Here is a 23,754-nt window from a genome sequence, read left to right as displayed (position 1 = left end):
TTTTATGTTTTAGCGTTCTAACAATTGGAATGTAATCATTGCTTTTGCGACAAGTACATCATCAGAAAATGCTTCAAAATCCATTTTAACCACTTTACGGCTCAAATTCAGAATACGTGGTACGACACGTACTTGTTTTTCCATTTGAACAGGTTTCATGAAGTAAATCGTCATATTTTCAACGAGACTTTCACCACGCTTCGTTTTTTTCAACGCCTGCGCACCTGCTTCTACTAATAGTGTTGTAAATGCACCATTTGAAATGGCACCAAACTGATTCGTCATTTGTGGTGTCACCGTAAAATCAACAACTGTATCCATGAAATCTTCAGACATTTGAATTTCATTTTTCACTAAATCATCGATTGTTTCACCATGTTGTGGCTGACGCTGTGCCATTTGCAATGCTTTCAAAACATCTTGACGGCTGACAACACCTTGTAAAACACCATGCTCATCTGCAACTGGTAATAAATCAATGCCTTCCCAAATCATACGGTGACCAGCTGTTGCGACACTTGTTTTCATTGTAACTGTAATCGGATTACGCGTCATTAAACGGTCAATTGATTCATTTTCTTGCTTACCAATTACGTCTTTTGACGTCACAATCCCCACGATTTTTTGATGCTTATCAACGACTGGATAACCACCATGCGTTGTTTTTGAATTCAATTCATTGAAATCTTCAACCGTCGCATTTACCTTTAAATAAGAGGTATCTTGAATGGCTACGACAATATCTTCAATTAACAGAATTTCTTTTTTGATTAATTGATCATAGATGGCTCGATTAATCATTGTAGCAACTGTAAACGTGTCATAACTTGATGAAATAATCGGTAATTCTAATTCATCTGCTAATTGTTTTGTACTTTCCGATGCATCAAAGCCACCTGTAATTAATACAGCTGCGCCAGCTTTTAATGCCGCTTCATGCGTATCACTACGGTTACCGACAATTAATAAACTCCCGGCATCTGTATAACGCATCATATCGTCCATTTTCATGGCACCAATAACGAATTTCGTTAATGTTTTGTGTAGACCGCCCTTGCCACCAAGAACTTGTCCATCCACAATATTAACAATTTCCGCCATCGTTAACCGTTCAATATTTTCTTTTTTCTTCTTTTCAATACGAATCGTTCCTACACGCTCAATCGTACTAACAAGTCTTCTATTTTCCGCCTCTTTGATCGCGCGATATGCTGTTCCTTCGCTTACAGCCATGTCTTTTGCGATTTGACGTACTGAAATCTTGTCACCTACTGGTAGAGATTCGATGTACTGAATAATTTTCTCATGTTTTGTAACCAAAAAATCACCTAATTTCCAACGTCTTTCTACCTTTTAGTGTACCATAACTTAACAACAATCACGTAGTTTTGGCAGCGAAAAAGCTGTAATTCCGCTGATTTTCTGTTATAGTTCTACTTCATCTCCAGCTGAAAGCACTTTCACTTCCGAAGAATGAACTAACTCTACAAATTGTTGTGGATCTTGTTTAATATATGGGAACGTATTGTAGTGAATTGGCACAACTGTTTTTGGTTTCAAAAATTCAACTGCTGTCGCCGCATCTTCAGGTCCCATTGTAAAATTATCCCCAATCGGTAAAAAAGCTAAATCGATTGGATGACGTTCTCCAATTAACTTCATATCGCTAAATAAAGCCGTATCGCCTGCATGATAAATCGTTTTATCTTCAATAAATAATAAAATCCCTGCTGGCATCCCTGTGTAAACAATTTGCTGATCTTCTGTTGTATAAGAGGAGCCATGGAATGCTTGTGTCAGCTTCACTTTACCAAAATCAAACTGCGCGGCGCCACCAATATGTAGCGGATGTGTTTTTAAGCCTTTCCAAGATAAAAATGTACATAATTCATCTGGTGCAATAATAAGTGAATCATTCGCTTTTGCAATTTCAACCGTATCGCCAACATGATCATTATGGCCATGAGATAAAATAATAACGTCCGGTTTTTGATCAGCCACCTTTAAATCGGTTAGATCATTGCCGTTAATAAATGGGTCAATTAAAATTGTCTTGCCATTTGTCTCAATTTTTACTACTGAATGTCCATGATAACTTACTTTCATTTTTATGCCTCCTAGTAAAACTTTTTTTAATACCTTCATTACTATATTTAATTCGTTGCCGTTATTCATTTTTCCTTTTTTTTGATACACTATGAAGTGAGCATTTTGTATATAACATAAAAGGTCAGAACAAAACGGTCCTTTTACCTTATACCCATTATGTGTGAGGACAACTCAATTTTCATAAGGAGGGTTTTTCATTGGCTACTAAAGTAGAAATGATTCAAACTTATTTAAAAGAACAAAATATCGATGCAGCATTCATCACAACACCAGATAACGTATTTTATTTATCAGGCTTTAAAAGCGATCCACATGAGCGCTTACTTGGTGTAATGGTGTTTAAAGATGCAGATCCATTTATGATTTGCCCTAAAATGGAAGTACCTGATGCATTAGCAACTGGTTGGAACTTTAAAGCGGTAGGTCATGATGACAAAGAAAATGCTTGGGAAATCTTAAAGAATACAGCAGCCCAATACGCAACAGTTCAAACTTTAGCAATTGAGAAATCACACGTAACTGTAGAACGTTTAGAATTATTAGAAGCGATTTTCTCTGGCGTAACAATTAGCGGTTTAGATGCCAAAATTGCAGGTATGCGCCTTGTAAAATCTGCTGACGAACTTGAAAAAATGCGTGAAGCTGCCAAATTAGCAGACTATGCCATTCAAGTTGGTTGTGATGAATTAGCAGAAGGTAAAACAGAAATCGAAGTTTTATCTGCAATCGAAACAGCAATTTTGAAAAAGGGCTACTACATGTCATTTGATACAATGGTATTAACAGGTCTTAATGCTGCTTCTCCACATGGCACACCAGGTAATACAAAAATCCAAAAAGGTGATTTAGTATTATTTGATTTAGGTGTTATCTATGAAGGATATTGTTCTGATATCACGCGTACAGTCGCATTTGGCGAACCACGTAATGATGAACAACGCGCAATTTATGAAGCAGTACGTGCCTCAAATGAAGCAGCAATCAATGCGGTTAAACCAGGTGTTCGCGCAATGGATTTAGATAAAACGTCTCGCGATGTTATCGAAAATGCTGGTTACGGCGAATATTATACACACCGTATGGGCCATGGCTTAGGTATTAGCGTACATGAAGAACCCTCAATGCACGGTGCAAATGAAAAAGAGGTTGTTGAAGGCATGGTCTTCACAATCGAACCAGGCATTTACAAAGGCGATGCAGCTGGCGTACGTATTGAAGATGACGTTTATGTAACAGCTGATGGTGTAGACGTATTAACATCATTCCCGAAAGAATTACAAATCATCGAACCAAAATAATGAAATAAACACCTGACCTTACTTCCATTATTATTTTCCAACAAAAAGAAGGACTTGCCCCAACGCGCAAGTCCTTCTTTTTTTATAATTATTCTTTTATATTAATGATTTAATACAACATCTGCTGAAATATAATCATAGCCAAGTGCTTCTGCTACCGCTTCAAACGTTACATAACCATTTGCTACGTTTAAGCCCTTTTTCAATGCTTCATTATCAAGCAGTGCTTGTTCATATCCTTTATTCGCAATTTGCACCGCATACGGTATTGTATCATTTGTTAATGCAATTGTTGATGTACGAGGTACTGCACCTGGCATATTCGCTACCGCATAATGAACAACCCCATGTTTTACATACGTAGGGTCATCATGTGTTGTCACACGATCCGTTGTCGCAAAAATACCACCTTGATCAATCGCAATATCGACAATAACTGAGCCTGGTGTCATCGCTTGAATCATTTCTTCACTTACAAGCGTTGGTGCTTTTGCTCCAGGAATTAATACAGCACCAACAACTAAATCAGCTTGTGCTACAGATTGTGCAATATTAAATGGATTGGACATTAATGTTTGTACATCACTACCAAAAATTAAATCTAATTCGCGTAAACGAGCTGGATTAATGTCTAAGATTGTTACCTTAGCCCCCATACCTACAGCAATTTTCGCCGCATTTTCACCAGCTTGACCGCCACCAATAATTGTTACTTTTCCACGTTCAACACCCGGGACACCGCTTAATAAAATCCCTTTACCACCATGAATTTTTTCTAAATACTGAGCACCAATTTGTGTTGCCATACGACCAGCCACTTCACTCATTGGTGTTAATAGTGGTAGTGAGCCATCCGCTAACTGCACTGTTTCGTATGCAATGGCTGTCACTTTACTATCAACTAATGCTTTTGTTAACTCAGGTTCTGGAGCTAAATGTAAATACGTAAATAAAATTAATCCTTCGCTAAAGAAACCAAACTCTTGCTCAATCGGTTCTTTTACTTTCATGACCATATCAACATTCCATGCATCTGCTGCCGTATCAACAATACGTGCCCCTGCTGCTACATACTCTTCATCTGTAAACGCTGAACCAGCACCGGCATTTGTTTCCACGACAACCTCATGTCCGAATGTTGTTAAGTGAACTACCCCCGCAGGCGTCATTGCTACACGATTTTCGTTGTTTTTAACTTCTTTAGGTACACCAATAATCATTTGCGTCAAGCCTCCAATAATTTCTTTAGTAAGCGCTTCCATAGTGGTTAAGCAATTCCATTGTAACATGTGGTGTTTTTTTGTACATCCTTTTTAATCAACTATTTCAAAATAATGGTTGAAAGAAGTTTTAGTTATTTCTATTTCCTATTTACTATAGCATTAAAATATTATCACCAATAAAGTTCAATATTTCTTCAATTATCTGTTAATTTTTAGCCTATCTTTTACAAAAGAAAATGTTATAATGTGGATATAACGAGTAGGGAGGAATTTAGTTATGGCAACTTATAATAATATCGTAGTAGCAGTAGATGGTTCAGATGAAGCGAAATATGCATTTCACAAAGCAGTGGAAGTAGCAAAACGTAATGATGCAACATTACACTTAGTAAATATCATTGATACACGTTCATTCGCTGCAATCGAAGCATACGACCGTTCAATCCAAGAACGTGCGAAAGAATTTGCTGAAGAAAAATTAAGCGAATACAAAGCTGAAGCAGAACAAGCTGGTGTTAAAGCTGAAGCTGTAATCGAATACGGTTCTCCTAAAACAATGATTACAAAAGAAATCTCTCAAAAAACAGAAGCAGATTTAATTATTTGTGGTGCAACTGGTCTTAACGCAGTAGAACGTTTCCTAATCGGTTCTGTATCAGCTAACATCGTACGCTCAGCAAAATGCGACGTATTAGTTGTTCGTACACCAAGCGAATTAGACGCTTAATAATTGCCTTAAAGCTACAAAAAAAGAGGATGCCGGGGATGGCATCCTCTTTTATTATTTTTCTTCGTCCTTTTTCCACTGACGCACACGAGCGAAAAATTGCTCTAATGCTTGTGGGTTTGATAGGCTCGGCACTTTTGCTAATAACACATCTTTTACAGGTTTTTCTGTAGCTGATTTCTTCTGCACAACAAAAATACTTTTTGCCATTTGTTCTTTTTTAAATAATGTGCTAGGTAACTGAATAACCGCTTGAATCCACGTATTTGTTTTAATATACGTAAATAGCTGACGTGCTTGCTCAGATTCAAAAATCATACTTGGCACTAAGAAGAATGCATAGCCGCCGTCACGTAATTGATTGATTGATTTTTCAATGAATAAATGATGCGCATACGTCATGCCTTCTTCTGCATGAATTGTATAATTCGCGTTTGCATACTCTTCGTCTGGATAGTAACCAACCGGCACGTCACAAACAACTGCATCTACTGGGTCAATTAATAAGGGCATTAAAGCATTTTGGTGGTACAACGCCACTGGCTGCTGTTGTAAATCTGCAGAAGCTGCTGCAAGTTGAATCAATAAATCATCTAATTCGATACCCGCCCCTGTTACTTGATCACCAATTAAATTCATAACCGTTAGTAATAAGTTCCCTGTCCCAACAGCTGGGTCAAGCATTGTAATTATTTCTTTTTTCGTTAATTGTTCTTCAAAGAATTGTTCCACTAAATAACCTACTAGTAATCCTAGAGAATCCGGTGTCATTTGATGATTGACTTGCGCACTTTCTCGCATACCTTTTAATAAGGATAATTGAATTCCTTTACGAATGTCATTGCGTTCCCATTCGCCTTCTGGTACGTTTTCACCATCTAACCAGCCATTTAATGCGGCTAATACACCTTCTAAATAAGATACATTTTTAGCCTCTTGTACACTCCCTGCTGTGCTATCGATAAACGTAAATAATTGTTCTATTTTTTCCATTTTTAAGTAAGTTCTCCTTTAAACGTGAAAAAGATGTCCTCATCCAAAAATGCAAGAGGACATCTCGTTCAAAACGTAAGTAATAACGATTAAAGTGCTTTTAATGCTTCTAACGCTTTATCGTAATCTGGGTGGTTTGTACCTTCAGATACATATTCCACATATGTCACTTCGCCTGCTTCGTTAATTACGAAGATTGAGCGAGCTAGTAAGCGGTGTTCTTTCATGTGTACGCCATATGCATCACCAAATGATACTGCATAATGGTCTGATAATGTTTCAACGTTTTCAACGCCTGCATTACCGCACCAACGTTTTTGAGCGAATGGTAGGTCTACAGAAACTGTTAAAACTTTGTAGTCTTCACCTAGTTCACTAGCAGCTTCGTTAAATTTACGTGTTTGTTGATCACAAACGCCTGTGTCTAATGAAGGCACTACGCTAATTAAAAGTTTTTTACCTGCGTAATCTGCTAATGTTTTTTCAGCACGCGCATTATCAAGCACTTTAAAATCAGGTGCTTTGTCGCCTACTTTAATTTCTTGTCCAACTAGAGTGACTGGGTTATTACCGAATGTTACTTGTACCATGTTCACAACGCCTCCTAAATAATCTATCCCAATTTTACTAAACTTGCCCTTCACCTTGCAACTCTTTCACTTCAGTAAATGGAGGAAGTTGCTTCTTTTTCACTAATTTAAATGTATTTTCATGAACAACATGCGTATCAGCTAAATAATCATGCACTGCTTTATGCTGTGGTGTGATAGCCACAATGAGATAAAGTAGCTGAATCGTGGCTGAAATATAGCGGCCAAACCATTCTCGTACAATAACAGTCGTCCAAGTTAATGGTAATCCTGTATCCGTAACAACCTTTAACCCAAATATCATTTTTCCAAGTGTTTGACCGTTTATTTTTGTCATGATGACAAAATATAAATAAAATAACAGACCTGCTACAATATCTTCTAAATGAAATACCCACACTGTGACACTATCAAGACCTGTGATACTAAATAAATTGTGTACGATTAATAGTTTCAACACAGCCCAAACAATTAAAATGTCCACAAGATATGCACAAAAACGAATCCAAAACCCCGCTACCTTCGCTTCATAGGTTGTATCGTAAGTTTGCTCCATGATTCGCCCTCCTACTCTTCACCATATAAGTACATCATACGTGGTGCACTGTTGTAGTTTGCTAATAATTTCCCGATTATTTGCGAATCAGCTGAACCTGATAAAATGGAGTTTACTTTCACTGCAAACATCGATGTCCAATCTGAGCTCGCTGTGTATTCAAATACTTCTGCATTTTTTAAATCATAGTCTTTTTTCATTGAAGCAATCGCATCTTCCTCATAGCCTAACTCATCTACTAAACCTACTTTTTTAGCTTGTGAACCACTATAAATACGACCGTCTGCCAATTTTTTCACATCTGCTTTTGACATATCACGGCCATCTGCAATGACATTTAAGAAACGGTTGTATGATTCATTGACCATATCTTGTAAAATTTTACGCTCATCCTTTGTCATTTCACGTGAGCCACTCATAATATCTTTATATGGACCTGTTTTAATTGTTTCAAATTCAATACCATATTTTTCGGCTAATTTTGAATAATTAACACCTTGCATAATAACTCCAATTGAACCGGTCATTGTTTCTTCATCTGCAAAGATTTTATCTGCAGGTGCTGAAATATAATAACCGCCAGACGCAGCCATTGAGCCCATTGAAGAATACACAGGGATTTTACGATCTTTTTGAATTGCTTTAATTGCTTCATAAATTTGCTTTGATTCGATGACTCCACCACCTGGTGAATTAACCTTTAAAATAATACCTTTTACAGTTTCGTCATCTTTCACTTGTTGAAGTTGCTCTAAAAATGCTTGATGGTTATATGTTTCTGAAGATAAAAGAGATGCAGAATCTCCTGTATCTTGAATTGTACCGTCTACTGTTAATATAGCAATACGAGAATCTAAATTACCCGATGCTACTGTTTTTTCTTCAAATAATGTTTCCTCTTCTGATTCATCTAACAATGATGTCAACTGCCCACTAAAATCTTGAGCCATAAGTGATTTCATCGCTGTAATACCAGTTGAAGCAACAAATAGGAAAATTGCAATCCCGATTGCCCACCAACGTTTTGCATTCATATTCAATAAACCCCTCTCAATTAATGATGCTTCCGTACCTCTACAATTGTTGATACAGAGAAAATAATTAATGCTAGCCATATAAAGCCAAATGACAGCATCTCTACAGAACCAAATGATTCACCATATACAAAGACGCCTAATAACAACGTCATGGTAGGTGCGACATATTGAATAAACCCAACAAGATAAAGCGGGATTTTTTGCGCACCCACTGCAAATAAAATAAGTGGAATAGCTGTTACAGCGCCTCCGCCAATTAAAAGTACAGTTGTATTTAAGTCTACCATACCAAATGACATTTTTCCTTCAATTGCTAAATAAGCATAATACAGTAATGCGATAGGTAACACAAATGCTGTTTCAATAACTAAACCACGTGTAGCATCTAATTGGATACGCTTTTTCAATAAGCCATAAAAACCAAATGATAGCGCCAAACCAAATGAAACATATGGGATCGTACCATAATTAATAATCATAATAGCAACACCAATAACGGCTATTATGACACCAACCAATTGTGCTTTTGCTAAACGCTCCTTTAAGAAAATGATGCCTAGTAATATAGAAACAATTGGGTTTAAATAATAGCCTAGGCTTGTTTCCAAAATGTGATTATGATTGACTGCCCAAATGTATAAAAACCAATTCAATGTTACTAAATAAGCTGCTACAGCCAATGTCCAAAATGTTTTTTGATGCTGCCATAGCTCCTTCACATCACGAATTAACTGATGGCCTTTTCGTAAAATCACAACAAAAATAAGCGTTAGAATAAAACTCCAAATAACGCGACTCGCTAAAATTTCTGCACTATCTACATATGTTAATGCTTTCCAATACAGTGGGAATAGCCCCCATAAAACATACGCAATAAATGCCGCAATCATTCCTTGTTTATCATATTGCATTCAAGCATCCCCTTTTTAAATCAATGTGTTTATTATAGGGAGTTGGTTTCACAAAAGTAAATAGCAAAAAGCAGGTTTATGTGTGAGAGAACACAAACCTGCTTTTCTAGTCGTTACTATTTTTGATATTCTGCTTCACGCAATTCAATACGACGAATTTTACCAGATGCTGTCTTTGGTAATTCATCTAAAAATTCAATAGCGCGAGGATATTTATATGGTGCTGTATGCTCTTTAACAAAGTTTTGTAGTTCTTTAACAAACGTGGGGTCTTCGCGGCGAGCTGTATCTTTTAATACAACAAATGCTTTTACAATCGCACCACGTAATTCATGTGGACTTGCGACAACTGCACATTCTGAGATAGAAGGGTGTTTTATAAGCGCATCTTCCACTTCAAATGGTCCAATCGTATAACCAGAACTAATGATGATATCATCACGTCTACCTTCAAACCAGAAATAACCATCCTCATCTTTACGTGCACGGTCACCCGTAATGTAGTAATCACCGATATATTGTTTAGCTGTACGCTCTGGGTCTTCAAAGTATTCTTTAAATAATGCTGGTGTCGTTTTATGGACAGCAATATTCCCAACAACGCCTGGTAAACATGGTTCACCGTCTTCATTAATAATATCAACAATATTCCCAGGAGTCGGACGTCCCATTGAGCCCGGACGAGGCTCCATACCTAACATTGTTCCAACTAGTAATGTATTTTCTGTTTGACCATAGCCATCACGTACAAGTAGATTAAATTCACGTAAGAATGTATCTACTACTTCAATATTTAGTGGTTCACCTGCTGAAACAGCACTTTGAAGCTGACTTAAATCATAGTCACTTAAATTTTCGATTTTTGACATAATACGATATTCCGTTGGTGTGCAGCATAATGCTTCGACTTTATAATCTTGTAGTAGTTGTAAATATTTATTCGGCTCAAAATGACCATTATAAATAAAGCCAATTGCACCTGTTCCTAATACAGATAAAAACGGGCTCCAAATCCATTTTTGCCAGCCTGGACTTGCTGTTGCCCAAACAATACGACCTTCTTCGGCACCTAACCACGCACGTGATGCTGTACGTAAATGCGCGTATGCCCATGAATGTGTGTGAACTGCTGCCTTAGGGTTACCAGTTGTTCCACTTGTGTAAGAAAGAAAGACTGTATCTTTGCTATTTGTGTCTGCCACATCAAAGTCTTCGCTAAAGTCATCGGCAAACGTTGAAAGATTTGTCCATCCTTCTGCTTCACCAATCGTGAATTTTTTTAAGCCTTCCACATGCTCAGCGTATTCAAACTCATCAATTAATGGCGCATACGCAACCACTGCTTTTGCATGGCTATGTGTAATGCGATAATCAATGTCTTTTGCACGAAGCATTTCAGAGCTTGGAATTACAACAATGCCTGCTTGAATGGCAGCTAGGTAAATTGTATATGCCTGAATCAATCTTGGTACCATAACAAGCATGACATCACCTTTTTGTAACCCCTGTGCTTGTAATGCATGTGATACCTTGTTAGCGCGTTTTACTAAATCATCATATGAAATCTGATTTTTGTTGCCCGCTTCATCTTCATAAATTAGTGCCGTACGGTTTTCCCCAGTTGCAAATCGACGAATTTCCTCCGCTAAATTATAGCGTTGTGGTGCGATAAGATCTTTTTGTTCCATATGAACTCCCCCTAATAAATAACTCGATTCGTTTATCAATTAACCACATACTAACACTAAACATTAGTACCTTGTACTAACATTTGTCATATAAAAACCATTGGAATTTTTATACATTTATATTTTACATTTATTTTCTCGAAAAAGGAATATTTTTTCTGTTTAAAACACAAAAATCTCTCGAAAAAATTCGAGAGATTCCAGAAAAGTTTTTTTCTTATAGTAAATCATCAAAGTCTGCTTTGACTTCTTTCTTAGGGAAATCATGTATTTCACGATTACGCACCGCTTTTGCAATCATTTCATCAAAATCTGTAAAGCTTTCGTAGTATTCCATTTTTTCTATACGAGGTTTTGTTTTTGGATTCGCCGGCGTAAATACTGTACAGCAATCTTCAAATGGAATAATCGACGTTTCATACGTACCAATTTTTTGTGCAATATCGATAATCTCTAATTTATCATACGTAATCAATGGACGTAGAATCGGTGTATTTGTTACTGCGTTAATCGCTGCTAAGCTATCCAACGTCTGTGAAGCTACTTGACCTAAATTTTCACCTGTAACAAGCGCTTTACATTTTGTCTCTTCCCGTACTAAATCTGCTACTTGCATCATCAATCGGCGTGTTGTAGTCATTGTGACATTTTTAGGTACCGCTTGTTGAATCGTTTGTTGAATTTCTGTAAAAGGAATAACATGCAAACGAATTTTACCCCCAAATTTACTTACAATTTGAGATAATTCTTTTACTTTCCCTAACGATTGATCACTTGTAAACGGTGGACTAAAGAAGTGAATCGCTTCTACTGTTACGCCACGTTTCATCATTAAATAAGCTGCTACTGGGCTATCAATACCACCAGATAATAGTAATAAGGCTTTACCATTTGAACCTACAGGTAAGCCAGCAGCGCCAGGAATCACATCTACTGACATATATGTGGCTTCTTCACGTACTTCTACACGTAATTCGATATCTGGATTTTTCATTTCAACAGTCATACCTGGTAATTCACTTAATACATGGCTTGCGATTACACGATTTAATTCATATGTTTCTAATTCAAATTTTTTATATGAGCGCTTCACATTCACTTTGAATGATTTTCCTTCATAGTTTAAATCTGCAACAATTTCTTTACCTAATGCTTTCATTGCTTCTAAATCCGTTGCACATTCTGCTACGGGGCTAAATGATTGAATACCGAACACATCTGGTAAGCGTTCAATTAATGCATTCATATCGTCATCTGATGGACTGTTAATATACAGACGATCTCGCTCTAAACGAATTTTCATACCTTCTAAATCTTTGAACGTGCTTTTTAAATTATCGCGTAGACGATTAATAAATTGATTACGGTTACGCCCTTTCGTCGTAATTTCACCGTAACGTACTAAAATCTCATGCCATTTCATGGGTTTTAATCTCTCCTCTTACTTGTTTCACGACATTTGAAAATGCCTCTTTAAATTTTTCAATATCTGCGTCTGTTAAACCTTGCCCAAAGCTTATACGAATAACACCACGTGCAAATCCGTCTGGAACCCCGACCGCTTGTACAACATGGCTAATTTGATTGTCTTTTGAGTGACAAGCGCTTGAAGTTGAAACAATCACGCCTTGACGTTGCATTGCATTTACAATTACTTCACCTTTAATACCACGAATTGAGCATGATACGATATGCGGTGCTCCTTCATTTGAAGAAAGCACATACACATCTTCCATAGGATCTAAAAATGTGTGGATTGCATTGCGCCATTTTATATACTGTTGCACATTTTCAGTGCGATGCTGCTCCGCCAAACGAGCTGCTTTTGCGATTGCAACATCTTGTGGTACAGCCACCGTACCGCTACGAAGGCCCATTTCTTGACCTCCTCCGTGAATAATTGCTTCGATTGTTGTACGTTTTCTAAGTGCTGCAATCCCCGTTCCTTTTAACCCATTAATTTTATGGCCAGAAACAGAAATCGCATCTGGACCTAATTCACCGTTAAAGTAAACTGGCAATTTACCAAAGCTTTGTACAGCATCTACATGATAAAATGCACGACTGCCCTCATGAACAATTTTTGCAATTTCTTCAATTGGTTGAATAGCACCTATCTCATTATTAACATGCATAATACTTACGACAACTGTATCTTTTGTTAATTTTGCTTTTAAATTATTTAGATCAACAATACCGTGCTTATCGACATCAACATAATCAACATGAAATCCTTCTTTTTCTAATGCACGAGCTGTTTCTAAAACAGAAGCATGCTCGATACTTGAAACGATAATATGTTTTCCGCGATGTGTATTTGCGCGTGCAATTCCCTTAATTAAAAAATTATTTGATTCTGAGCCACCTGATGTAAAAATAACATGTTCAGGTTCTGTATGAATAAGCCCTGCTATTTGTTCACGAGAACGATTTAGTAATATATTCACTTCAACGCCCATTTCATGAAGAGACGCAGGATTGGCATAATAGCGTTCATTTGCCTGTACGAATGCTTTCATGACATCAGCACTTGGCTTCGTTGTTGCACTGTGATCAAGATAAATCATTGTGTCAATTCCTTCCTTCTAACAAAAACATATGTCTTTTGCTAAGTACATATTATATAACAAAAAATGTGCTTTAACAGGAATTTGAACCAATAAAAAAAGTGCATCAGATATTTTTTATTCTGATGCACTAATTAATGGTTATTTACTTAATACTTCATCAACTAACTCTTCCATCTTTTTAAGCGCCCCTGGTTCTGCTTTCTCAACCGCTTTTGCAACAATTTCAAGCGCCTTTGAATAACGCATATTATTGAATGCATCCTCTGCTTCAACTAGGCTGTCATTCATACCAGGCTTTGTTGTACGGTAGCGATTACCATATTGAATCAGTAGCTCTACTAACTTCACATCTTCAATCATGCTATCTACATGCTTTGTCGTTTCTGTAACAGCTAATTCTGCAGTTTTTACTGCTTCAAAAACTTCTGGCATATCAAGTGGTACAGCTTTCAATTTTTGATCTGCAACAAACAATTGTTCATCTGCTTCTGACAAACGAGACTCGATGTCATCTGGAATACCTGGAATATTTGCCTTATGTAATCGACGTTCCGTCTCTCGCAGTGTTGCGGTTAATTGCTTCAACGTATCAGACGCATTATTTTCGTCAATACGTAAATTTTTTAAACGATCCGAAAATGCATCTTGCTCTTCAAAAATACGCTCTGCATCATTTGCAATTTCTTTTAGTTCGCCTTCTACCATTGTATAAGCCGCTTGATGCTCCTCTAATTCATGTACAATTGTCTCATAGCGCTGTTGTACGGTTACAAGTTCTTGCTTACAATTCAATGGTGTCGCAATTTCGTCACCCGTTAAATGATAGCCCTTTTGCACTTCTTCTGTTTCACGAGCAGTAGCTAATGTGTACGATAGCACTTCATGTAAACGTGTACCTACAGGTGTTACATACTGATCAACATATTTTTTCGAGTTATATTCTGCTTCGAGACAATCAAAATAATGTTCGATGTCTTCACGAATTTCTTGAACGCGAAGCTCTGCCGTACCAATATCTAACTCCGCAATTTTATCTTTTAGCTCTGTTAATTCTAGCTCGGTCGCTTGAATCCATTCTAAAATTTCCAAATGCTTAAGAAAGAACCCTGTCTCTTCCATTTCATTATGACCTAAACGCAATTCCTGTAAATCTGATGGAATTTGTTTTTGGATTTCTCTAAGTAACCCTGGAATTGTTGAAATTAATTTAAAAATTTCTTGCCCTTCACGATTCAAATGTTCCACAATTTCACGTGCCTTCAAATAATCTCCGGCATCTGTTAACTGGTGATAATCTTCAAATTGTGGATTAAATAATTCTAGACGTTCTTCAAGGGGACGTGCCGCTGGTCCAAATGAATACTGATGTGCTAGTAGCGTTTTTCTTGATGTTTTATATTGCTCTTGAAGTTGTTCAATTTCAATGCTACTTTGTTTTTCGCTGTTTAATAAATGATCTAACTCTTCTAAAATTTGATCAATTATTTTATCTGCCCCATGAATATGTGATTCAATTTCTTGTTCTACAATCGTTGCTTTCCCAAATTGGAAACGATCAACATTACCACGTAATGCATGTAACAAGTTGTCGATTTTAGGGAACTCTTGATCATCTAAATTTTCCCACTTGTTTTTCCAGCTCTCAAACATTGCTTCTGTTTGACCGTTCATATTTAAGCCTTTGACTTTCGCTAGCTCTTCTTGTACTGGTTTTTTCTGAAGATCATCTTTTAGCGCTTGCAGTCGGCGCATCTCTGTTAGATGCTTGTTACGAAAAACAAAGATGACTGCTATAATTACGATTAGTACGATGATGATTGGAATAATGTATTTGATCATCGTAAGTCCCCCTTGTCCTTGTACTATTTACTTTTCTTATTCTATATTATGTTTAATAGTACCATGTTTTTATTACTTTTGTTTATCGATTTCTATACATTTTCATCATTTTTCCACTAAATTGGAGGGAATTCTATGAAACGAGATGGCCATATTCACTCACCATATTGCCCACACGGTTCAACTGATACACTAATTAGCTATATTGAAAAAGCAATTAACGAAGGATTCGGTGATATTACTTTTACTGAGCATGCACCCATTCCAAATGGATTTATCGACCCCACACCTGATCAGGATAGCTTTATGACGCAAAAAGCCTTTTATCAATACGTTTCCGAAATTCAAAAACTTCAAACGGATTATGCAAATAAAATTAAAATTCGTTTAGGAGTAGAGTTAGATTACATAGTCGGATTCGAAAAACAAACAACCGATTTTTTAAATGAATTTGGCTATCTATTTGATGATGCTATCTTATCCGTTCATTTTTTAAAACATCAAGGACAGTACACGTGTATCGATTTTTCAACTGAAGTATTTAATAACTTTGCAGCTGAGGTAGGTTCTGTTGCTGCAGTTTATAAATTGTATTACGATACAGTTATGCAATCGATTAAAGCGGATCTAGGACGCTTTAAACCAAAAAGAATCGGTCACCCTACACTTATTCATAAATTCCAACTCGCACATGGCCAAACAATTAATGATGAGGCACATATACATCATATTTTAGATACGATGCTTGAAGATGGCTATGAATTGGATGTGAATAGTGCCGGCCTTTCTAAGAAATATTGTAAAGAACCCTATCCACCTAAACCATATATTACTTACGCAAAAAATATTGGCTTACCACTGATATTTGGCTCCGATGCGCATCAAGTAGCAGATTTACACAAATATTATACTGACATTATAAAATAATTGGAGGAACAATTATGTTCGAAAAAAAAGCATACGATGGCGATTTAATTGCCCAATATACACTATTATCAAAACAATTATCCGCACTATTAGAAGGAGAAAAAGATCAAATCGCTATTTTAAGCAATGCTTCTGCATTACTTAATCAGTTTTTAGACGATGTCAACTGGTGTGGTTTCTACCTTTATAAAGAAGACGAATTATTACTTGGTCCGTTCCAAGGCTTGCCTGCTTGTGTACACATCGCAATTGGACGAGGTGTTTGTGGTACAGCCGCAAAAACAATGGAAACACAGCTAGTAACAGATGTACATGACTTCCCTGGTCATATCGCCTGTGATGCCGCTACGAATTCTGAAGTCGTCGTTCCGCTTTCTAAAAATGGCTCTTTATACGGTGTATTAGATATTGATAGCCCTACAGTTTCTCGTTTTTCAGAAATAGATAAAGAAGGCATTGAGTTATTTGCTCGCACACTTGAAAAATACTTATAGTATATAGCATCTTTTGTTTTACGCTTGACTTTATACTATCTCTTCCCGTACAATAGCTCTTGTGTAAAATAAACGCAGCGGTTGTATGGTATAGCTGTTCAGTTTGTTCCTCTAGTTTTTAACTAGATGGTGTATAAGTAATTCGTCGGCTGCATGAACGAACATACATGAAAGCAAAATGTCAGTTATAACTAAATACGACTGATTTTTGTTTTATACCAAATAAAAATCATAGGAGGGACTTTAAATGTCTCGATATACAGGTCCATCTTGGAAACTATCTCGTCGTTTAGGCATTTCTTTAAGCGGTACTGGTAAAGAAATCGAAAAACGTCCATACGCTCCAGGTCAACACGGCCCTACTCAACGCAAAAAAATCTCTGAGTACGGTTTACAATTACAAGAAAAACAAAAATTACGCCACATGTATGGTATGACTGAACGTCAATTCCACAACGTATTCGTTAAAGCTGGCAAACAACAAGGTGTACACGGTGAAAACTTCATGATCTTACTTGAAACTCGCCTTGACAACTTAGTTTACCGTTTAGGTTTAGCTCGCACTCGTCGTGCAGCTCGCCAATTAGTAAACCATGGCCACGTAACAGTTGATGGTAAACGCGTTGATATCCCATCTTACAGCGTAAAACCAGGTCAAGTTATTTCTCTTCGTGAAAAATCTCTTAACCTTACTGCTGTAAACGAAGCTATCGAAGTTAACACATTCGTTCCTGAATACTTAACTTTCGACGCTGACAAAAAAGAAGGTACTTTCGTACGTTTACCAGAACGTTCTGAATTATCTTCTGAAATCAACGAAGCGTACATTGTAGAGTTCTACTCTCGCTAGTAGCGTATTTAAAAAAGCAGATTGCCAAAAGGCAATCTGCTTTTTTTATTTATTACGACCCAAAACCAATTAACAGTAAAATACTCGCAACGATAAATACAATGAAGAAAACTAGAATAATACCAAAAATAATCATAACGATAATAACACCGATTGAACGTCCAATAGATAATTTTTCTACCTCTGAAATAACAATAACTTCTAAGACGAGTGTCACAATCCCAATAACAACAATTAATAAACTCATAAATAAAACAAAATATTCTAAGTTAAACGCTGCTACTTTTGATAAAATCACATAAATCAATGCTACTGGTGTAGCAATGACATAAGGTAAAAGCGATACATAATAACCTTTTCGCATTTCTTTAAATGTCCCTGTTCCTTTGAAAAACCACTTTGCAATAAAGTGAGTAAAGAAACCGGCAATAATCGCGCCTAGCCAGACACTTGGAATGGCTAAAATGACTGACACTAATACTTGTAACCAAGTAATTTCAAATGTTTTGTCGTCAATATTACTAAAAATAACATTACCAAAACCTGCTAAAAATAGTACAAACCAATATTTTGAGAAATTATTTTTATTTACATAATGAACTGCTTCTCTGGGACTTTTCCAAGCTAACTTGAATAATTCTAAATTCATTTATTTCCCTCCACTTCTAGTAATGTTAATGGACCTAACCAGCCAAGCATACCATCACTTAAATTTGTCGTTTCGAACCCCATACTTTCCATATATGTAGCTGCATTATAGCTACGTACACCTGCTTTGCAAACAAAAATATACGGAACTCTTTGGTCAAGCTCTGATATACGATATGGTAACTCTCCTAGAGGTATATGAATAGCTTCCGGAATCATCCCATGTGCTACTTCAAAATCCTCCCTAACATCAACTACATGCAAGGTTTCTCCTTCTTCTAGCAAGTGTTGTACTTTTTCTGCTGTAATATGTTGCATACTGTACCTCCCTTGAGTATTTTAAAAATATTCGCTATAGTTAGCTTAACATGAAAGGACATGTGATGAAATGAAAGCAACTATTTATTCGACGCCCAACTGTGGTTACTGTACATTAATGAAAAAATTTTTACTGGAACAACAAATTGAATTTGAAACAATTTTAATTGATGGACCTGAAATTTCTCAATATTTAATGGCGCAAACAGGACGTTTAGGGGCACCTCAAACACTTCTTGAAGGGCACTGGATTTTAGGTTATGATCCTAATCAAGCAACTAAAATTATTCAGCATCTTAGCAAATAAAAAAGAGTTTCTCCCATTAGTTAGAGAGAAACTCTTTTTTTAGTTATGCAAATTTCACCATAAAGTATTTTTTCTTGCCACGACGAATAATTGTAAAGGCATCTTCTAAACGGTCTTTTGTATCAACTGTATAGTCTAATTCTTTTACTTTCTCACCATTCACAGAAATTGCACCATTTGTTACATCTTCACGTGCTTGACGTTTTGATGATGAAATTTTTGCTTCTACTAATAAATCAACAATATTAGCATCTTCTTTTGCTACTTCTACTGAAGGAACCCCTGAAAATGCTACTTTCATTTCTTCTACTGATAATGCTTTTAAATCACCTGAGAATAAAGCAGCTGTAATTTTAAGTGCTTGCTCTAAACCTTCTTCGCCGTGAATTAATTTTGTCATTTCAGATGCTAATGTTTTTTGCGCTTCACGTAAATGTGCTTCTGTTGCTACTTTTTCTTCTAATGCTTCAATCGTTTCACGAGATAAGAATGTGAAAATTTTCAAGTATTTTACAACATCAGCATCGCCCGTATTTAACCAGAACTGGTAGAATTCATATGGAGATGTTTTTTCTGCATCTAACCACACTGCGCCACCTGCTGTTTTACCGAATTTTGTACCATCAGCTTTTGTTACTAGTGGAATTGTGAAGCCATATGCTTTTGCTTCTTCATCATGTGTTTTACGAATAACTTCAAGACCAGTGGTAATGTTACCCCATTGATCTGAACCTCCTACTTGAATACGTACATTGTGGTGATTATATAAATGATTGAAGTCCATACCTTGAATTAATGTGTATGTGAATTCTGTGAATGATAGACCTGATTCTAAACGAGAAGAAATGGTATCTTTACCAAGCATGTAATTGATGTTAATCAATTTACCGAAATCGCGTAAAAATTCGATTGTTGTCATATTACCAAACCAGTCGTAATTATTTACTAATTGCGCGCCGTTTGCTTCATTATTAAAATCAAAAATGCGTCCAAGTTGACCTTTAATACAATTCACATTATGTTCAATTTGTTCTCCAGTTAAAAGGTTACGTTCCGTTGAACGACCTGAAGGATCTCCAATCATACCCGTAGCTCCACCAACTAAAAGAATTGGTTGGTGCCCTGCTTGTTGAAAACGACGTAGTGTTAACATTGGCACAATATGACCGATATGCATAGAATCCGCTGTTGGGTCTACGCCAACATATAATGCTACTTTTTCATCGTCTAATAACTTTGCCATACCTTCCTCGTCTGTTTGTTGGTACAATAGGCCGCGCCATTTTAAATCTTCAATTAAAGCGTTTGTCATTGTTATTCCTCCTAAAATTTAAGCGTCTTTTTTGGGAACAAAACTACGTACGATCCGTTCCTCTTTATATGACGTATAAAATAAAAACGTCCCTGCCATCAATAAAAATTGATGCAGGGACGTTAGGGACGTATAACGCGGTACCACCCGGCTTGGAGATAAAAAATCTCCCGCTTCTTTTCGCCTTATCGCAGCGTATACGTCTCCCTCAGAATGTGTAATTCATCAATGCATTATGACTAGCTTCCACCAACCGCTAGCTCTCTATACAGGGAATCCACTGATTACTTCGCATTCATCACCGTTCGAATCATATATAGGCTATTATCACTGTTCCAAAATCAATTGTCAATAAAAGAACGTGAATATGGTATAATAGACGAGATTTTAGTGAAATAAAACACTAATAGGTGCCAATTATTTTGAGTGGCATATTAATGACGTATTAGGGTAAGATGTAGTGTATGAATCAGTAAATGATACATAATACATTTTGACAACAACATTCAAAACTATATTAGCCGTTGCACTAATGTAGTCCCTTAATTTAGAACATAAAGGAGGAAGGCGTTCAGAAAGTAGCAACATCACGCCTTGGTGAGCTTTTTGCAACGTCATGTGAGTGAATAAAATCAAACAATGGGTCGACCAATTTGATGCACGAATCGATGAATTATCGAATAAAACTTGGATGAAATATTTCCGTATTACGACAAGCGTTGTGCGAAATCTTCTGCTACTATTCGCTCTTATCATCGCTCTTGGTATCGTATTTGTCGGGTCGATTGGCGCAGGTTATTTTGCCTCACTCGTAAAAGAAGAACCACTTGTTTCAAAACAAGAAATGGTTTCTACCGTTCACAATTATGAAGAAACGAGTAAACTATACTTTGCGGGCAATCAATACTTAGGGAAAATGCGTACAGATTTGGAACGTACAGAAATTACACTAAATAAAGTATCACCAGATCTTATTAATGCTGTAATCGCAACTGAGGATGAAAACTTTGAAAATCACGATGGTATCGTGCCAAAAGCGGTATTACGTGGTTTATTCCAAGATATTTCAAATTCAGACTCTCAAACAGGGGGTTCTACGCTAACACAGCAATTAATTAAAAACCAAATCTTAACGAATGAAGTATCTTACGAACGTAAAGCAAAAGAATTATTACTTGCAAAGCGTTTGGAAAAATTCATGACAAAAGATGAAATTTTAGAGGCCTACTTAAATGTTATCCCTTATGGTCGTAACTCTACGGGCACAAACATCGCTGGGGTCGAGACGGCAGCAGAAGGTATTTTTAACGTCAAAGCAAAAGATTTAAACCTAGCACAAGCTGCATATATTGCTGGTATTCCGCAATCTCCATATGCTTATACACCTTATACGCAATCAGGTGCTTTAAAAGATAATAAGCAATTAAAAATTGGTATTAACCGTATGAAAACTGTGTTATATCGTATGCATGAAACTGATAAAATCACAACAAAACAATATAAAAAAGCATTAAAATATAACATAAAAAAAGATTTCCGTGAACGCGAACCTCGCGCAACGGAAAAATACCCTTATGTAACAACTGAAATTGAAAAACGTGCAACAGAAGAAATGGCTAAAATCCTTGCAAAAAAAGATGGTATTGATACAAATCGTCTTGATGAAGAAGCACGCCTTCGTGAAAAATATGAAATTTTAGCTGACCGTGAATTACGTACAAAAGGTTATAAAATTTATTCGACTGTTGATAAAAAGATGTATGATGCGATGAATAATGTTAAAACGAATTTCTCAAGTTATGGCACAACATTATCAACACAAACAACCGATAAAGAAACCGGCGAAACAAAAACAGTTGAGGCCCCTGTGCAAGTAGGTGCAATGGCAATTGAAAATTCTACTGGTAAAATCAAAAGTTTCATTGGTGGTCGCGACTATGATTTAGAAAATTTAAATCATGCAACATCGTCTAAGCGTCAGCCTGGTTCTACTATTAAACCATTGCTTGTTTATGGACCAGCAATTGAAAAAGGAATTATTAGCGCCGGTAGTGCCCTGCCAGATGTTGAAGTAACATCTCATGGTTGGTCAACTGCTAAGCCTCTTGAAAACTATGGCGGTGCTACACCAAAAGGGATTGTTTCTGCACGTTACGCATTGAAAAACTCATTAAACTTACCCGCTGTACGTTTATATGGTTTAAACTTTGCTAATAAACCTATGAATTACTTAGATAAACTAGGTTTTGAATACATCACAGAAACAGACCGTACAACTTATTCTGCTGCACTGGGTGGCTTGCAAGTTGGTTCTACTGTAGAGGAAAACACCAATGCATTTGCAACGTTTGCTAATGGTGGTAAATATGTTGATGCTTATATGATTACTAAAATTGTTGACAAGGATGGCAAAACAATCTATAAACATAAATCAAAATCTAAAAAAGTATTCTCCCAAGCTACATCTTATATTATTAATGATATGCTACGAGATGTTTTAGATTCTGGAACAGGTAAAAAAGCAAATGGCACATTAAAGTTCAATGCGGACTTTGCAGCTAAAACTGGTACAACACAAAACTATAACGATGTATGGTTTATGGGTTATAACAAAGACATTTCATTAGGAGTTTGGTTAGGCTATGATATGCCTAAAACATTAGATTATGGTTCAGGCTATTACGGTAAACCATCTGAACGTGTAAACCGCCTATGGGGTCAATTGATGAACTCAATCTACGATACAAATCCAGATCTAGCAACGGCTAATGGCGACTATTTCAGTCGTCCATCAGATGTCGTAACACGTTCAACTTGTTCAATTCAAGGTTATAGTTGCTCAAGCGATCTTGTAAATGCAAACCTATCATTAAATACGTACTCACCAACAAGTATTTTACAGCCTTTCGGTGGCAATCCAGAGGCCTTAAATGGACCTAAAAAAGAAAGCGAAGAAACAAATACTACTGGTACAAACGATACTACTGGTACAAACGGTACTACTGGTACAAACGGTACTACTGATACGAACGGTACTACGTCTTCTGGAACAACAAATTCTACAGGCACAACACAAACCGATAACGGCTTCTAATAATGGGAAGCTCATTTAATGAAAGAGGCTGGGACATAAGTAAAAATTCCAGTCTTTAATAGAGAAGGTGATGTCGAATTTGACATCACCTTCTCTATTTTTATGCGCAAATTGGGAATTACCATTCCCTTATTGCGTATTTTCTTAAGTTTGTCGCCATTAATGCGAGGCCAATTTCATTTTTTACTTTCGATTTTCCTCGGACGGAGAATCGAGTGAAACCTAAATTAGCCTTCAGAAATCCAAAAACTGGTTCTACGTCA

The 23,754-nt window shown here is 36.6% G+C and carries 23 protein-coding genes and 1 other annotated feature; of the genes, 7 read left to right on the top strand and 16 right to left on the bottom strand.

Annotated elements, in window-relative coordinates; all coding sequences use genetic code 11:
* Positions 1 to 9 precede the first annotated feature (9 nt).
* Positions 10 to 1,320 carry a DRTGG domain-containing protein gene (locus QI30_RS01660; RefSeq protein WP_126989213.1) on the bottom strand — a complete coding sequence of 437 codons (1,311 nt, stop codon included), beginning with the start codon at positions 1,318 to 1,320 and terminating at the stop codon, positions 10 to 12.
* Positions 1,321 to 1,425: 105 nt separating this feature from the next.
* Complete coding sequence (locus QI30_RS01655; RefSeq protein WP_126989212.1) at positions 1,426 to 2,106, bottom strand: metal-dependent hydrolase; 681 nt, start codon at positions 2,104 to 2,106, stop codon at positions 1,426 to 1,428.
* Between the two features lie 218 nt (positions 2,107 to 2,324).
* On the opposite strand from QI30_RS01655, the gene QI30_RS01650 reads away from it, so the two are divergent.
* Positions 2,325 to 3,407 (top strand): M24 family metallopeptidase, encoded by a 1,083-nt coding sequence (locus tag QI30_RS01650; RefSeq protein ID WP_126989287.1) that lies wholly within the window; start codon positions 2,325 to 2,327, stop codon positions 3,405 to 3,407.
* Between the two features lie 101 nt (positions 3,408 to 3,508).
* Here QI30_RS01650 and ald read toward each other — a convergent pair whose 3' ends face one another.
* Entirely contained in the window at positions 3,509 to 4,627 is a 1,119-nt protein-coding gene (ald, locus tag QI30_RS01645; RefSeq protein WP_126989211.1) for an alanine dehydrogenase, read from the bottom strand.
* A 280-nt stretch (positions 4,628 to 4,907) separates the two neighbouring features.
* On the opposite strand from ald, the gene QI30_RS01640 reads away from it, so the two are divergent.
* Positions 4,908 to 5,357 carry a universal stress protein gene (locus QI30_RS01640; RefSeq protein WP_029499460.1) on the top strand — a complete coding sequence of 150 codons (450 nt, stop codon included), beginning with the start codon at positions 4,908 to 4,910 and terminating at the stop codon, positions 5,355 to 5,357.
* 54 nt (positions 5,358 to 5,411) lie between these two features.
* On the opposite strand, the gene QI30_RS01635 is transcribed toward QI30_RS01640, so the two are convergent.
* The 9 genes from QI30_RS01635 to QI30_RS01595 all read right to left on the bottom strand — a co-directional run bounded on the left by QI30_RS01635 (position 5,412) and on the right by QI30_RS01595 (position 15,541).
* Positions 5,412 to 6,350, bottom strand: a complete 939-nt coding sequence (locus tag QI30_RS01635; protein ID WP_126989210.1) for a class I SAM-dependent methyltransferase — start codon at positions 6,348 to 6,350, stop codon at positions 5,412 to 5,414.
* 89 nt (positions 6,351 to 6,439) lie between these two features.
* The gene (tpx, locus tag QI30_RS01630; RefSeq protein WP_126989209.1) at positions 6,440 to 6,940 is read right to left on the bottom strand and encodes a thiol peroxidase; all 501 of its coding nucleotides are present in this window, start codon (positions 6,938 to 6,940) and stop codon (positions 6,440 to 6,442) included.
* A gap of 37 nt (positions 6,941 to 6,977) precedes the next feature.
* Positions 6,978 to 7,496, bottom strand: a complete 519-nt coding sequence (locus tag QI30_RS01625) for an RDD family protein (RefSeq protein WP_126989208.1) — start codon at positions 7,494 to 7,496, stop codon at positions 6,978 to 6,980.
* Positions 7,497 to 7,507: 11 nt separating this feature from the next.
* Positions 7,508 to 8,530 (bottom strand): signal peptide peptidase SppA, encoded by a 1,023-nt coding sequence (gene sppA / locus QI30_RS01620; protein ID WP_126989207.1) that lies wholly within the window; start codon positions 8,528 to 8,530, stop codon positions 7,508 to 7,510.
* Positions 8,531 to 8,550: 20 nt separating this feature from the next.
* Entirely contained in the window at positions 8,551 to 9,444 is an 894-nt protein-coding gene (gene rarD / locus QI30_RS01615; RefSeq protein ID WP_126989206.1) for an EamA family transporter RarD, read from the bottom strand.
* 116 nt (positions 9,445 to 9,560) lie between these two features.
* Positions 9,561 to 11,132 carry an acyl-CoA synthetase MbcS gene (gene mbcS / locus QI30_RS01610; RefSeq protein ID WP_126989205.1) on the bottom strand — a complete coding sequence of 524 codons (1,572 nt, stop codon included), beginning with the start codon at positions 11,130 to 11,132 and terminating at the stop codon, positions 9,561 to 9,563.
* A 217-nt stretch (positions 11,133 to 11,349) separates the two neighbouring features.
* Entirely contained in the window at positions 11,350 to 12,555 is a 1,206-nt protein-coding gene (gene thiI / locus QI30_RS01605) for a tRNA uracil 4-sulfurtransferase ThiI (RefSeq protein WP_126989204.1), read from the bottom strand.
* A complete protein-coding gene (locus QI30_RS01600) occupies positions 12,542 to 13,699 on the bottom strand; it encodes a cysteine desulfurase family protein (protein ID WP_126989203.1) in 1,158 nt (385 codons plus the stop codon). The genes thiI and QI30_RS01600 overlap by 14 nt, the downstream gene beginning before the upstream one ends.
* A gap of 141 nt (positions 13,700 to 13,840) precedes the next feature.
* Positions 13,841 to 15,541, bottom strand: coding sequence for a septation ring formation regulator EzrA (locus QI30_RS01595; protein ID WP_126989202.1), 1,701 nt, complete (start codon positions 15,539 to 15,541; stop codon positions 13,841 to 13,843).
* Positions 15,542 to 15,676: 135 nt separating this feature from the next.
* Between QI30_RS01595 and hisJ the strand changes: the two genes are divergently transcribed.
* From hisJ to rpsD, 3 genes are all read left to right on the top strand, one after another.
* Positions 15,677 to 16,468 (top strand): histidinol-phosphatase HisJ, encoded by a 792-nt coding sequence (gene hisJ, locus QI30_RS01590; protein ID WP_126989201.1) that lies wholly within the window; start codon positions 15,677 to 15,679, stop codon positions 16,466 to 16,468.
* A gap of 14 nt (positions 16,469 to 16,482) precedes the next feature.
* On the top strand, positions 16,483 to 16,962 hold the full coding sequence (locus QI30_RS01585) for a GAF domain-containing protein (RefSeq protein ID WP_126989200.1): 480 nt from the start codon (positions 16,483 to 16,485) through the stop codon (positions 16,960 to 16,962).
* 247 nt (positions 16,963 to 17,209) lie between these two features.
* Complete coding sequence (gene rpsD / locus QI30_RS01580) at positions 17,210 to 17,812, top strand: 30S ribosomal protein S4 (RefSeq protein WP_126989199.1); 603 nt, start codon at positions 17,210 to 17,212, stop codon at positions 17,810 to 17,812.
* Positions 17,813 to 17,864: 52 nt separating this feature from the next.
* Here the strand turns inward: rpsD and QI30_RS01575 are convergent, their stop codons facing one another.
* Both QI30_RS01575 and QI30_RS01570 read right to left on the bottom strand, forming a co-directional pair.
* Positions 17,865 to 18,461, bottom strand: coding sequence for a YIP1 family protein (locus tag QI30_RS01575; RefSeq protein WP_126989198.1), 597 nt, complete (start codon positions 18,459 to 18,461; stop codon positions 17,865 to 17,867).
* Positions 18,458 to 18,778, bottom strand: a complete 321-nt coding sequence (locus tag QI30_RS01570; RefSeq protein WP_126989197.1) for a rhodanese-like domain-containing protein — start codon at positions 18,776 to 18,778, stop codon at positions 18,458 to 18,460. The genes QI30_RS01575 and QI30_RS01570 overlap by 4 nt, the downstream gene beginning before the upstream one ends.
* Positions 18,779 to 18,848: 70 nt before the next feature.
* On the opposite strand from QI30_RS01570, the gene QI30_RS01565 reads away from it, so the two are divergent.
* Positions 18,849 to 19,085 (top strand): glutaredoxin family protein, encoded by a 237-nt coding sequence (locus QI30_RS01565; protein ID WP_126989196.1) that lies wholly within the window; start codon positions 18,849 to 18,851, stop codon positions 19,083 to 19,085.
* 43 nt (positions 19,086 to 19,128) lie between these two features.
* Here QI30_RS01565 and tyrS read toward each other — a convergent pair whose 3' ends face one another.
* A complete protein-coding gene (gene tyrS / locus QI30_RS01560; protein ID WP_126989195.1) occupies positions 19,129 to 20,397 on the bottom strand; it encodes a tyrosine--tRNA ligase in 1,269 nt (422 codons plus the stop codon).
* A gap of 121 nt (positions 20,398 to 20,518) precedes the next feature.
* Positions 20,519 to 20,708 (bottom strand) — a binding site (T-box leader).
* 311 nt (positions 20,709 to 21,019) lie between these two features.
* Between tyrS and QI30_RS01555 the strand changes: the two genes are divergently transcribed.
* The gene (locus QI30_RS01555) at positions 21,020 to 23,491 is read left to right on the top strand and encodes a transglycosylase domain-containing protein (protein ID WP_126989194.1); all 2,472 of its coding nucleotides are present in this window, start codon (positions 21,020 to 21,022) and stop codon (positions 23,489 to 23,491) included.
* Positions 23,492 to 23,609: 118 nt separating this feature from the next.
* Here the strand turns inward: QI30_RS01555 and QI30_RS01550 are convergent.
* Positions 23,610 to 23,754: transposase (locus QI30_RS01550; protein ID WP_148113845.1), on the bottom strand; the 145-nt coding region annotated here is incomplete at its 5' end.

It is taken from the genome of Candidatus Kurthia intestinigallinarum (assembly GCF_003991225.1).
Taxonomy (GTDB): Bacteria; Bacillota; Bacilli; order Bacillales_A; family Planococcaceae; genus Kurthia; species Kurthia populi.
Note: the sequence above shows the minus strand (reverse complement) of the source record. Positions and strands in the feature narration are given on the sequence as shown.